At 56.0% G+C, this 12,557-nt stretch carries 9 protein-coding genes; 3 read left to right on the top strand and 6 right to left on the bottom strand.

From position 1 onward, the window contains the following. Window positions 1–91 precede the first annotated feature (91 nt). The 3 genes from G523_RS0108370 to G523_RS0108360 all read right to left on the bottom strand — a co-directional run bounded on the left by G523_RS0108370 (window position 92) and on the right by G523_RS0108360 (window position 3,365). Window positions 92–562, bottom strand: a complete 471-nt coding sequence (locus G523_RS0108370) for an OsmC family protein (protein ID WP_022694597.1) — start codon at window positions 560–562, stop codon at window positions 92–94. A 5-nt stretch (window positions 563–567) separates the two neighbouring features. Next, the gene (gene ilvD, locus G523_RS0108365) at window positions 568–2,418 is read right to left on the bottom strand and encodes a dihydroxy-acid dehydratase (RefSeq protein ID WP_022694596.1); all 1,851 of its coding nucleotides are present in this window, start codon (window positions 2,416–2,418) and stop codon (window positions 568–570) included. Window positions 2,419–2,642: 224 nt separating this feature from the next. After that, on the bottom strand, window positions 2,643–3,365 hold the full coding sequence (locus G523_RS0108360; protein WP_027441574.1) for a YoaK family protein: 723 nt from the start codon (window positions 3,363–3,365) through the stop codon (window positions 2,643–2,645). A 182-nt stretch (window positions 3,366–3,547) separates the two neighbouring features. Between G523_RS0108360 and G523_RS0108355 the strand changes: the two genes are divergently transcribed. Next, window positions 3,548–5,719: a TonB-dependent receptor domain-containing protein gene (locus G523_RS0108355; RefSeq protein ID WP_022694594.1), complete on the top strand. Its 2,172-nt coding sequence runs from the start codon at window positions 3,548–3,550 to the stop codon at window positions 5,717–5,719. 62 nt (window positions 5,720–5,781) lie between these two features. On the opposite strand, the gene G523_RS0108350 is transcribed toward G523_RS0108355, so the two are convergent. Beyond that, window positions 5,782–6,648: a pirin family protein gene (locus G523_RS0108350; protein WP_022694593.1), complete on the bottom strand. Its 867-nt coding sequence runs from the start codon at window positions 6,646–6,648 to the stop codon at window positions 5,782–5,784. A 140-nt stretch (window positions 6,649–6,788) separates the two neighbouring features. Then, window positions 6,789–7,940, bottom strand: a complete 1,152-nt coding sequence (locus tag G523_RS0108345; protein ID WP_022694592.1) for an aminotransferase class V-fold PLP-dependent enzyme — start codon at window positions 7,938–7,940, stop codon at window positions 6,789–6,791. Between the two features lie 74 nt (window positions 7,941–8,014). Between G523_RS0108345 and G523_RS0108340 the strand changes: the two genes are divergently transcribed. Together G523_RS0108340 and G523_RS0108335 are read left to right on the top strand one after the other, a co-directional pair. Then, on the top strand, window positions 8,015–9,862 hold the full coding sequence (locus tag G523_RS0108340; protein WP_033232950.1) for an ABC-F family ATP-binding cassette domain-containing protein: 1,848 nt from the start codon (window positions 8,015–8,017) through the stop codon (window positions 9,860–9,862). A 111-nt stretch (window positions 9,863–9,973) separates the two neighbouring features. Then, window positions 9,974–11,077 (top strand): DUF2336 domain-containing protein, encoded by a 1,104-nt coding sequence (locus G523_RS0108335; protein ID WP_022694590.1) that lies wholly within the window; start codon window positions 9,974–9,976, stop codon window positions 11,075–11,077. A 27-nt stretch (window positions 11,078–11,104) separates the two neighbouring features. On the opposite strand, the gene G523_RS18615 is transcribed toward G523_RS0108335, so the two are convergent. Further along, entirely contained in the window at window positions 11,105–12,349 is a 1,245-nt protein-coding gene (locus G523_RS18615; protein ID WP_022694589.1) for a mechanosensitive ion channel family protein, read from the bottom strand. Window positions 12,350–12,557 lie beyond the last annotated feature (208 nt).

The raw sequence follows: 12,557 nt of genomic DNA, 5'->3' as shown, positions 1-12,557 counted from the left end.
CCCCGTCCCTTCCCCCCCTCCTTCGGGGAGCTTGTTTTCAAGTTTTGAGCGTGACGTCTGGCTGTACCCCCCTCCCAAAGAACGAATGTCCTCAGGCGAAGTCGTAAACAGCTTCATGCTTTACGGGGAAATTCACCGATCGCGCGATGAAGCAGTATTTGTGGATTTCGCCGTGGATCGCATCTGCGGCGCCCTGATCATCGCCCGTCTTCAGCGTGATCGTCGGCCGTAGCGTCGCGCCAATGAAGCGACCCGTGCCATCCGGCTCTGACTCACCATGTCCAACCGGAGTATCCTCATAGCGGAGCACGGTCAGCCCGGCAGTCGAGGCCAGATGCAGATACCAGAGCATGTGACAGGCCGAAAGCGCTGAGATCAGCAAATCTTCGGGGTTCATCAAAGATGGATCACCGCCCAGCATCGGATCATTGGAACAGGAAACAACGGGCTTGCCCTGAACCGCGATGTCCCAGGTCCGGTCGTATGCCTGATAGCTGCTGGTCCCACTGCCCCGGTTACCTGTCCATACGATACGGGAGGTAAAATCATGGGCGCGGGACATAGCATTTATCTCTTCTGGTTCAGGTCTCGAACAGCGCCGCGCGCGGCGGATGTTGTGAAGGCAGCATAGGCTTTCAGCGCCTGGGAGACATTACGCTTACGCGGCTTCTCAGGGCTATAGGCAGCATCACCACGCTGTGCCTGAATTTCACGACGCGTAGCAAGGTCTGTTTCCGAGAGACGCAGAGAAATCGTGCGGCTTGGAATATCAATGTCAATCATGTCGCCATTCTGGACGAGCGCAATCGTGCCCCCCTCAGCGGCTTCCGGAGAGACGTGACCGATAGAGAGCCCCGACGTACCGCCAGAGAAACGACCATCCGTGATCAGCGCGCATGCTTTGCCGAGGCCTTTGGATTTCAGATAGCTGGTCGGATACAGCATTTCCTGCATACCCGGGCCGCCACGCGGGCCTTCATAGCGAATGACGACCACGTCGCCTTCGACCACTTTACCGGTAAGGATAGCGGAAACCGCATCATCCTGACTTTCATAGACCTTCGCAGGACCTGAGAATTTCAGGATAGAGTCGTCAACGCCTGCCGTCTTTACGATACAGCCATCAATCGCCAGATTGCCCGACAGCACAGCAAGGCCACCATCCTGACTGAAGGCATGCTCTTTGGAACGGATGACGCCGTTCTCACGGTCAATGTCGAGGCTTTCCCAACGGCTTGCCTGACTGAACGCTGTCTGCGTAGGCACACCGCCCGGCGCAGCAGAGTAAAGCTCGCGCGCTGTGTTCGACGTCGAGATGGTGATATCCCACTGATCGATGGCATCGCCAATCGTCGGCGCGTGAACCGTCGGCAGGTTGCGGTGCAGCAGTCCCGCGCGATCCAGCTCACCGAGGATAGACATAATGCCGCCTGCGCGGTGTACGTCTTCCATGTGTACGTCATCTTTCGCAGGGGCGACCTTACACAGGCACGGCACTTTGCGAGAAAGACGGTCGATATCATCCATCGTGAAATCGATTTCACCCTCAATCGCGGAGGCGAGAAGGTGGAGCACAGTATTGGTGGATCCGCCCATCGCAATATCGAGGCTCATCGCGTTTTCGAACGCCTCGAAGCTCGCGATAGAGCGTGGCAGAACGCTCTCGTCATCCTGTTCGTAGTAACGCTTACAGTTATCGACGATCAGACGACCGGCTTCGAGGAAGAGACGCTTACGGTCCGCATGCGTTGCGAGCGTCGACCCATTGCCCGGCAGCGACAGGCCCAGCGCCTCAGTGAGGCAGTTCATGGAGTTCGCTGTGAACATGCCGGAACAAGAACCGCATGTCGGGCAAGCAGAGCGTTCAATCGCCTGTACCTCTTCGTCAGAGACATTCTCATCAGCGGCTGCAACCATCGCATCAACGAGGTCGAGCGCGATCTCTTTGCCGTCTTTGACAACCTTACCGGCTTCCATAGGACCACCGGAAACAAACACAGCCGGAATATTGAGGCGCATTGCAGCCATCAGCATACCTGGCGTGATCTTATCGCAGTTGGAGATACAGACCATCGCGTCGGCGCAGTGCGCATTGACCATATACTCAACGCTGTCCGCGATCAGCTCGCGCGATGGCAGCGAATAGAGCATGCCGTCATGCCCCATCGCGATACCGTCATCGACCGCAATCGTGTTGAATTCTTTAGCAACGCCGCCAGCCGCTTCGATCTCGCGGGCAACCATCTGACCGAGGTCTTTCAAATGGACGTGGCCCGGCACGAACTGGGTGAAAGAGTTCACCACCGCAATAATCGGCTTACCGAAATCGCCATCCTTCATACCTGTCGCGCGCCATAGACCACGAGCGCCCGCCATATTGCGGCCATGTGTGGAAGTACGTGAACGATAATTCGGCATAGTTTTACTCTTTCGGCTGAACATCCGGCGGCTCAGGCACGCAACGGACATTCTCTGCCCTATCAGGCGAAACCAAAGCTCGCAAGAATAGACGCAAGTAATTCGCGCCGATTGAGGTCATTTTTTGCTCGTATACACTTCAACAAGCGATGAGTTGGTGGAAAAATCGACGAATTCACCGCTCTAAAGGATTTTATTCCGATAGCGATGTACATTCGTCAGGTTCAACGGGCGCCGAATACAGCCCTTAGGTCAACAATAGCGGGCATAACCCCAATGAGCAGAAGCAGCCCCGCCACGGGCAATAGTCCGCCAGCAGCCCAGCTCTGAATAATAAGCGCGCCACAAACACCACCAATGAGAAACGCCAGGAAAACACTGAGATAGAGCACCATGCGAACGAGATTTGCACGCCGCGCCCTGCCCGCAAGCCAGCGTCCGATCTCGATCCCCAGATCCGTCGAAAGGCCCGTCACATGAGTGGTCCGCACGACGGCTGTAGAGGCTTTCGTGATCAGCGCGTTTTGTAGCCCCATCAGGAAGCAGAGCATCGCGGCAATAAAAGGCACAAGAGCAGCGCCATCTGTGAGCGTACCACTGAGTATAACGATCACTATCAGCAGAAAGGCTTCGATCAGCAAAGGTAGACTGTATTGCGAGGCCAATCTGCAACGACGCGCCTGAAGCACGAGCAGCGTCGTAAAGGCGGCGCCCGCGATGAAACAAATGATCAGCCCGAACAACGCGGCTGCGGGCAGCGCCAGCCCCAGCGCAGCATCGTCTGCCACGGCGGAGAGAATGCCCGTCATATGAGAGGTGTAGCGTCCGACAAGGAAGAACCCACCTGCATTGATATAGCCGGCGATAAGCGCAAGCAGCAGCCCGAGTTGCCAGTTTTTGGCTGGCGTTCGTCGCCTGTCGGCGAGTTTGAATATGGATACGGGCACCAGTCTCTGCATTGCTTAAAACGCATACCATTATTCCTGCCTTTCAAACACCAGCGACGCCGCGCACACCTCCCCCATGAAATTATTTTGAGAAATCTACCCCGACTCACTTGCAAATGATTTGCAAGAGCATTACCCCGCAGTTACGCAAATGAGAATTATTCGCAATACTAGGGGTAGTTATGAAAAACGGATTTCTGCGATGCATCAGCGCAATGGCAATCGGGCTCGCCGTCGCGCAGGGACTTGCAGCACAGGCTGACGATGCCGACCCGATCGAACCGGCTTACGGAGACACTGAAGAGCGTATGCTGGACGACATCGTGGTCACGGCGGCGGGCTTCCAGCAAAACATCGTAGACGCACCCGCCAGCATCACCCTGCTTCCCGCCGAAGAGCTGGAACAGCAGCGCGTGAACAGCCTCGCAGAAGCACTCCGCAATGTGCCTGGCGTCGATATCGGCAATGGCGTTGGCAAAACCGGTGGCCAGAGCATCACCATTCGCGGCATGCCGAGTGATTATACTCTGGTACTGGTCGACGGTCGTCGTCAGAACGCTGCTGGCAATGTCACGCCAAACGGCTTTGGCGACACATCCGCAAACTTCATTCCGCCCGTATCAGCAACCGAGCGTATCGAGGTCGTGCGCGGCCCAATGTCTACGCTTTACGGGTCTGATGCGATGGGCGGCGTGGTGAACATCATCACACGTACGCCTGACGAAGACTTCGGCATTGATCTTGGCTTAGACGCGACGCTGCAGGGCGATAATGATTTCGGGAACAGCTATAACACCACGCTTTACGCCGATGGCCCTATCGTGCCGGGTCAGCTCGCCTTTGCCGTTCGTGGGCGCTATTTCGAACGAGAAGCTTCCGAATTGATATACACGGACGTAAACGGTGACCCGATTGAAGTGTCACGCCGTGGCCCTTCCCCTGTAGAAGGCACGATCTGGTCCGCAGGCGGGCGCCTCACCTATACCCCGAACGATAATCACCGCATCTGGTTCGACGCTGATATCAACGAACAATCGTTCGACAACTCGCAAGGCCAGCTCGGCACACTCGGTACGCGCGGCTATGCCGACGAGCTTCAGTTCAACCGTGAACAGTTTGTGCTGGCCTATACAGGTGAAATCCTGGACGGCGTGCTCGATGCGGACATTACACGCAACACGACAGAAACACTCGGCCGCGTTCTGCCGTCCGATGTTGATGGCACGAACCGCCTTGCTGGCGACCCGCGCGATCTGGAAGCGACTAACACCATTTATAATGGCCGCTTCTACCGGACGATTGGCCAGCACACATTCACAATAGGCGGGCAGTTCTGGGATGCAGAGATGGTTGATGGCGTCGCAGCCGAACCCTTCAGCCATGAGCAATGGGCTCTGTTCGCGGAAAACGAATGGCGCATCATTGACGATATCGCGCTGACCGTTGGCGGCCGGTATGACAATCACAGCACATTCGGAGAGCACTTTTCTCCACGCGCCTACCTCGTATGGACTGCAAACGACTATCTGACTCTGAAGGGCGGCGTCAGCCGAGGCTTTAAAACGCCGCGTCTTGAGCAGATTGCGTCCGGCATTATCGGCTTCCGTGGTCAGGGCACCATCCCTGTACTCGGCACTCCGACACTACAGCCGGAAACAAGCACGACCTATGAGGCAGGCGTTTACTTCACAGATGGCCGTGGCCTTACAGGTAATCTCACCGTGTTCCAGAACACGTTTGAAGATAAGATTGCCGACGGCCCGGAACTCATCAACTGCGCCTATGCGCTGACAGAAGCAGAATACAATGCCCTGCCGGCGTCCGATTCCTGTGTTGATTACGGTTTCTGGCCACGGCCCGCGACCTTCTCTCAGTCCATCAACGTCGATGAGGCTGAAACGCGCGGCGTCGAAGCGTCCCTGCGTCAGGCCTTTGAAGACGTCACCATCTCGCTCAACTACACCTACCAGGACAGCGAGCAGAAAAGCGGCCCGAGCGTTGGTGAGCCACTCGTCAACGTGCCACAGCACCAGCTGAACTCGCGTGTAAACTGGGATGTCACCTCGGACATCAATCTCTGGATCCGCGGTGAATATGCATCAGAACGTTATCGCGGCGCAGGTGAAGCTCAGGATCAGCTCGGAGACTATTCAAGCTATGTCCTGTTCAATCTTGGCGGCGGCTGGCGCGCGAACGACCACGTCACGTTCAATGCGACGATAGATAACCTGCTCGATGAGGATTTCATCCAGTACATGCCTTATACAAGCCGTGGCTCGCAGGCTTATTCCAACGAGTATGCGATCAATCAGGAACCGCGCCGCCTCTGGCTCTCGGTGAATGTAAGCTACTAAACATACAAAAACGCCCCGGCCGTTTGGTCGGGGCGTTCTTCAATGTGCACGTTTCTTCGTGCTTAGTCAGGAATGCCGCCAAATCGGCCGGACTGGAAATCGGCAAACGCCTGATGGATTTCCTGAACGGTGTTCATGACGAACGGGCCATGACCGACCACAGGCTCGTCAATCGGCTCACCAGTCAGCACCAGCAGAACCGTATTCTCACCAGCGGTGAAGGTCGCGCCCTCACCCTCTACAGAATAACGCGCGGCCTCACCGGCATTCACGCGATACCCGCCCGCATCAATGTGGCCGGACATGACGACCAGCATGGTGTTGTGGCCATCGGGAATATTCAGCGTCATCTCGCCAGCGCGGGAGAGCTTCACATCCCAGATGTTCATCGGCGTGAAGGTCGATGCAGCGCCTTTAACGCCATCCAGTTCACCCGCAATGAGGCGCGCCTTACCACCATCAAAATCCACTACCGGAATTTCGGCATCAAGGATCGCCTGATAGCGCGGATGGACCATCTTGTCCTTCTTCGGCAGATTCACCCAAAGCTGACACATACGGAATGGCCCGCCCTTTTCGGAATAGGCCTGAGAGTGAAACTCCTCATGGATCACACCAGCACCTGCCGTCATCCATTGCACATCACCCGGTCCAATCGTGCCGCCACCGCCATGTGAATCGCGGTGGCTGACCTCACCATCATAAACGATGGTTACGGTCTCGAACCCGCGGTGTGGGTGCTGCCCCACGCCACGGGGACGCCCGGTATCATTTGGCGCAAAGAAATGCGGATCGCCATAGTCCAGCATGAGGAACGGGCTGATCGCAGCTGTATCGCCATTATAGTTGAAAAGAGAGCGTACGCGGAACCCGTCGCCGACCCAATGGCTTTGCGGGGCGCGCATGATCTGTACGAAACTCTTGGTCATATTCTCATCCTTTCAGCCTGACCTTCACTGCCCCTGGAAGGACCGGCATTTCTGGTCTGATAAAGGATATGTTTCACGACGCCGCACCCACAAGTACGTTCCCGCGGGTGCCTATAAGCAGCACTAAGAAAACAGGACCTCTAAATTTTGAACGCTTTGCGCAGGCCGGACGCCAGCCGCTCCATATCGTGCTCGGTTATATGGAGATACGGCGCAAACCTCAGCGAATTGCCCCGCCTGCTGATGAAAATCTTCTCATCCGCCAAAGCTGGCAAGAGATCATCTGGCAGACCGTCCGGTGAACTCGCACCCAATATATTCGGCGCGCGAAATCTCGTTTCGACCGGTGTCAGCCCAACGTCTTCAAGCAAAGATACAATCTGCGTGTTTAGCGTGTTGAGAGTTTCAGAAATATTCCCGATTCCCCAATCGGCGATCTGTTCGAGCGCGGCGATGCCGCCCGGTATGAGCGCGGGTAAAGACTTTTCGCCCATATCGAACCGCCGCGCACCCTGCTGATAGGTTGAAGAGTATTCTGCAAGCTTCTCGAAAATGTGTGCGCCTTCACGGTTCATCCATGTTTCTTCCAGCGGGCGCGCTTTATGCCATTTCGGATCGACATAGAGAGAACTCAAAGCATACGGAAACAGCATCCATTTATAGCCCGCCGTCGCCACGAAATCCGGCTTCACGCGGCCAAAATCAAATGGAATAGCCGTCATTGACTGGGTCAGATCATACACCTGAAATGCACCCTGAGCGCGCGCCGCCTCAGAGACTGTCACGACATCAATCATTGCGCCCGTGGCCCAGTGGCAATGCGGCAGCGACACGAGCTTCGTAGCCGGCGTCATGGCGTCCAGTATTGCGCTTGTCCAGTCATGATCGGTAGGCGTTTCCACCGTCTTTATGCTTGCGCCGGTTTCCTCACTCACCCGCTTCCAGGTAAGATATGTGGACGGAAACGTCTCGGCGATCATGAGGATTTCATCGCCCGGCTTCAGATGCGGCGACAAAGCCTGCGCGGCTGTCGCCAGCCCATAACTGGCAGACGGCATAAGTGCGAAATTGTCAGCTTTTGTATCCGTAATCTTACCGAGCAATTCGCGCAGCTGCTCGGGCTGAGAGAAGAAATCGGTTGGCGCGACCTCCCATGGGCGTTCTTTATGACGCAGACCTTCAATCATCGCTGCGCTGGAGGCCTTCAGCTGCGGCCCCTGATAGGCGCAATTGAAGTAAGCGACATCCTCGGGAATATCGAAAAGCGCGCGCTGGGATGGGATTACCGGCATATCTGAGCCCCTTCTCTGCCCTTATTCCTCAGTACACGCTTTCTTCCCTTGCCAAAACGGGCACGACCAACGAAATAGCGCCCATGGCAGCACCTCCCGTTCTTTCACTTAATGACATTCGCCTCACCTGGGGGGGCAAACCCGTTTTCGAAGGCGTCTCGCTCTCTATCGGTCCGAATGAACGCGCCGTCCTAGTCGGACGCAATGGCGCTGGTAAATCCACGCTGATGAAGATCATCGCAGGTGTGATCGAGCCCGATGAAGGTGATGTCTGGCGACAGCCCGGCGTGCGCGCCGTCTATCTTGCGCAGGAACCGGACCTCTCCGGCTTTGATAAGCTGATTGATTACGCAGTAGGCGATTTGCCTGCGATTTCAGCAGATGACCGACACGTTGCCGAAGCCGAACTCATGACGCTCGGCCTTGATCCGGAATCAGACCCGGCAAAGCTATCTGGCGGCCAGAAGCGTCGCGCCGCTCTGGCGCGCGCCTTTGCGGCAGATCCTGATATTCTGCTTCTGGACGAGCCGACCAACCATCTCGACATTCCAGCAATTGAACAGCTTGAAGGCCGTCTAGCCAGCTTCCGCGGCGCACTTCTCATGGTAAGCCACGACCGACGCTTCCTCGAACAGATTTCAACCTCTTGTTACTGGCTGCGTCAGGGCAAAGTGCGCTCCTACAATCGCGGCTTTAAAGAGTTCGACGCCTGGGCGAATGAAGTCGAAGCCGAAGAAGAAAAAGCACTCGACCGTCTGAACACCCAATTAAAAGCCGAACAGCGTTGGATGGAGCGCGGCGTCACCGCCCGCCGCAAACGCAATATGGGCCGCCTTCGTAAAGTGTTGGACATGCGCGCAGAACGGGTCTCGCGAAAATCCAGCCTGAACGAAATCCGCGCCACGTCCGACATGGTACTGGAAACGGCTGAAGGCTCTGGCAAACGCGTGATTGAAGCACGCGGCATTTCAAAAACCTTCCAGACACCGGCTGGTGAACTGCCGGTGGTGCAGAACCTCTCAATCCGCGTCCAGCGCGGCGACCGGCTTGGCCTTATCGGCCCGAATGGTGCCGGCAAATCAACGCTGATCAAGCTGCTGCTCGGCGAGCTGGAGCCGGATACCGGTTCTGTAAAACTCGGCACCAATCTGGAGATTGCCTATCTCGATCAGGGGCGCGACCGTCTCGATCCGAGCGACACGCTCTGGCAGGCGCTCGCGCCGGAAGGCGGCGACCAGATTGTGGTGCGCGGCACGCCGCGGCATGTCGCCTCATATGCGCAGGACTTCCTCTTCAAGTCCGAACAGCTTCGCCAGCCGGTTGCCGCGTTGTCGGGCGGTGAGCGCAACCGCCTTCTGCTCGCCATTGCGCTGGCCAAGCCATCCAACCTGCTTGTACTCGACGAGCCGACAAACGATCTCGACATGGAGACGCTTGAACTCCTTGAGGACATGCTCGCCGAATATGATGGCACACTCATTCTGGTGAGCCACGACCGGGCCTTCCTCGATGGCGTCGTCACATCCTGCATCTCACCGGTGGGTGACGGCCAATGGCTCGAAACACCTGGCGGTTATAGCGATGCCGTTCGCCAGTTGAAGGAAATTAAAGGCGCAAAAACAAAGGATAAGGCGACTTCCAAAAGTTCAGCTAAATCCGACAAGCCCACTGCGGGCAAGCAACAGAACAAGCTGTCCTTCAAAGACAAGCACCGCCTCGAACAGCTCGACAAGCTGATGCCACAGCTGCAAACCCGCATCGAAAATCTGGAAGCCGAACTCGCTGATCCAAACCTTTTCAGCAAGGATGCGACCCGTTTCCAGAAGGCCAGCGAGGAGCTTGAATCCAGCCGTGAAGAGCTGGAAGAAGTCGAAATGGAATGGCTGGAACTCGAGGAAAAACGTGAATCACTGGAAGGTTGATTTTCCCCAGCTTTTCCTGCGAACCCGATCAATTTTACAAAGATTGCCAGACGCTTCGTTAACGCTCTGAGGGTAGTGTTCATCCGATAACAAGATGAACGGGCGTCAAGTATGTCATCAAGCACAGTATCTGCATTTGCCAGACTAAAAGATCTGGCAAGCGAGTCCTCCAGCGAGAAACGTCGAGAGCTACTACGCTCGATTACCGACCTTTTTCTGGGCGATCCGTGCGAGCGTAGTGACGCAGAATGCATGCTGTTCGATGACGTTGTCGGCGCGGTTGTGAAAGACATGCAGGCATCGGTGAAAGCCGAACTCGCAGAAAAGCTCACAAAATCAAAAGCGCCCGTGCACAGCACACTTCGCACATTCGCGATGGACGATGACATCAATGTTGCTCGTCCGGTTCTCGAACATTCGGCAGCTCTTTCGGACGAAGATCTGATCGAAATCGTGACCTCGCGGACGCAGGAACACATTATGGCGATCTCCAAGCGCGCAGGCGTAAGCGAGAAAGTCTCCGATGCGATCGTCGATCACGGTACTGAAGCGGTCATTGCATCCCTCCTCGAAAACAGCTCGGCCCAGATCGGCCGTGAATCGATGGAGAAGGTCGCTGACAAAGCGCAAAAGTCTGCGCTTCTGCAAAAAAGCTTTGTAGGCCGTGATGACGTCCCACTCGACCTGCTCAACGAGCTGGTCATGCTGGTTGAGAACGATCTGCGCAGCGAAATTATGAAGCGTTTTGAAGGCGTTTCCGAACAGGAACTCGACGCGGCACTGGCTCGCAGTCGCCGCCTCGTTCGCAAGAATTTCGGCAAACAGTCCCGCGAACAAAAGCTTGCCGAAGCCGAACTGGACAACATCCAGAAACGTGAAGCCCTCGGCATCGGTCACCTGCACCGCTTCATTCAGGCCAATGAGATTTCGAATTTCTGCGAAACCCTGCACCGGATTTCAGGCATCAGCTATGCCGCCGCGCACGGCATTTATATGAAGCGCGACATTGATGGCCTCGCGTTTGTCATGAAAGCACTGGATGCACCGCTGCAAAGCTTTGCTACGATTGCCGCTTATGTGGCCGGCAAAAAAGACGCCGTGAACATGGTGACAGAGTATGCCGCTGTTTACCGCGACGTCTCCCCGCAAGCCGCTGCCCGCGCGCTCCGCTTCTGGAAAGTCCGCGGCGCATCTTCGCAAGAAGAGGCAGCCTGATCGCTGCCTCCTGACGCTCGTGCGTTATTAACCACCATCGTCATCCATATCCATGCCCAGCGCTTTGCCCTGCGCGATTTTCTGAACGCGCGCACGTTCGACGCGTTCTGACAGTTCTGGCGGCGACATGATTTCCGGCGGGTCCTGCTGTTGCATATAGACAGTGCGGCTTGGGAAGGCGAAGCCGGTTCCCGCACGTTCGATGATGTCCATAATCTCAAGCGCCAGCTTTTCTTTCAGCGCCAGCCACTCACCCCAGTTGGTCGTGTTCGTGAAGGTGTAGATCAGGAAATCGATCGAGCTGGCATTAAACGTATCCACACGCACGAAAAGCGCTGTTGCAGGCGGTTTGGCAAACTCCGGACTATCCCAGAGGAAGGCTTCGATTTCATCGCGGATGAACTTCAATTGCTCCACTGTAGTGCGGTATTCGACGCCAACGATCCATTTGATACGGCGGTGGGTCATGCGTGAGAAGTTGGTCACCGCATTATCGGATAGCTTCGAGTTCGGCACATACATCGGGCTTTTGTCGAAACGGCGGATCAGCGTGGAGCGGAAGTTGATCTTCTCGACTGTCCCCTCACACACACCATCGACAGCGATCCATTCGCCTGGCTGGAAGCGTTTCTCGGTCAGGATCAGAATACCCGCGATGAGGTTCTGGAACAAATCCTGAGCGCCAAGGCCGACAGCAATGCCGAATACGCCAAGGCCTGCAATGATCGGCCCAATCGGAATGCCCCAGATGTCCAGAACGGCCGCCGCGCCGACGATCAGGAACAGGACCTGAAGCGTCTTGACGAGCCAGTCGACAATCGCCCCGGAAAGCGTTTCGCGAAGCCCTGTAAACAGAAATGAGAACGCCCCGACTGCGCGATTAAGCGTCCAGAAGATAGACAGTGCCACCATGGAACGGAGGATGTTGTCCGCAATGGCTTGCGCAGTCGAAGGCAGATCAACGACCTGTGTCGCGATATAAACACCCACAATGATCGGAACGAGTTTCAGCGGCGCAGAAATCGTTGTGACCAGCGCATCATCAAGATTGGTCTTTGTTCCGGCAGCGGCGCGTGTGATCGCCCGCACAATAGTTCGCGCAAACAAACCGCGGATCATCACGGAGAGCAAGATAACGCCAATTGCCGTCAGTACTTCCCCGTATGACAGGCCGAACACGCCCTCATACCAAAGCCCTTCAATGTAAGCGTATCCGTCCTGCGCCCATTGCGGCAACGTGGAAACCCATTCGGGCGCCGAAGCTGTTGTCATCCCCAACCTCCGTGAATCAACAGGTCACGTTCTTTAACAGGGGCGTTCTATGGTCAATATGGCGATTGACCTCAATCCCGCAAAATGGGGATGAAAGCCCCTCACCCCCGCGCATCGGTTTCAAACAAAACAACTTCATGCGTGTAGACTATATTTTCCTTTACGCAGCCGATAAGCATGTCACAATCACAGGTGAACACACTTGTGT

The organism is Ponticaulis koreensis DSM 19734 (assembly GCF_000420665.1).
Lineage (GTDB): Bacteria > Pseudomonadota > Alphaproteobacteria > Caulobacterales > Hyphomonadaceae > Ponticaulis > Ponticaulis koreensis.
This window is presented reverse-complemented; position numbering and strand designations above follow the sequence as displayed.

Bases quoted from the DNA above. Each gene is read 5' to 3' on its own strand.
- G523_RS0108350 (WP_022694593.1), bottom strand. From the start codon at position 6,648: ATGACCAAGAGTTTCGTACAGATCATGCGCGCCCCGCAAAGCCATTGG.
- G523_RS0108355 (WP_022694594.1), top strand. From the start codon at position 3,548: ATGAAAAACGGATTTCTGCGATGCATCAGCGCAATGGCAATCGGGCTC.
- G523_RS18615 (WP_022694589.1), bottom strand. From the start codon at position 12,349: ATGACAACAGCTTCGGCGCCCGAATGGGTTTCCACGTTGCCGCAATGG.
- G523_RS0108345 (WP_022694592.1), bottom strand. From the start codon at position 7,940: ATGCCGGTAATCCCATCCCAGCGCGCGCTTTTCGATATTCCCGAGGAT.
- G523_RS0108370 (WP_022694597.1), bottom strand. From the start codon at position 562: ATGTCCCGCGCCCATGATTTTACCTCCCGTATCGTATGGACAGGTAAC.
- ilvD (WP_022694596.1), bottom strand. From the start codon at position 2,418: ATGCCGAATTATCGTTCACGTACTTCCACACATGGCCGCAATATGGCG.
- G523_RS0108335 (WP_022694590.1), top strand. From the start codon at position 9,974: ATGTCATCAAGCACAGTATCTGCATTTGCCAGACTAAAAGATCTGGCA.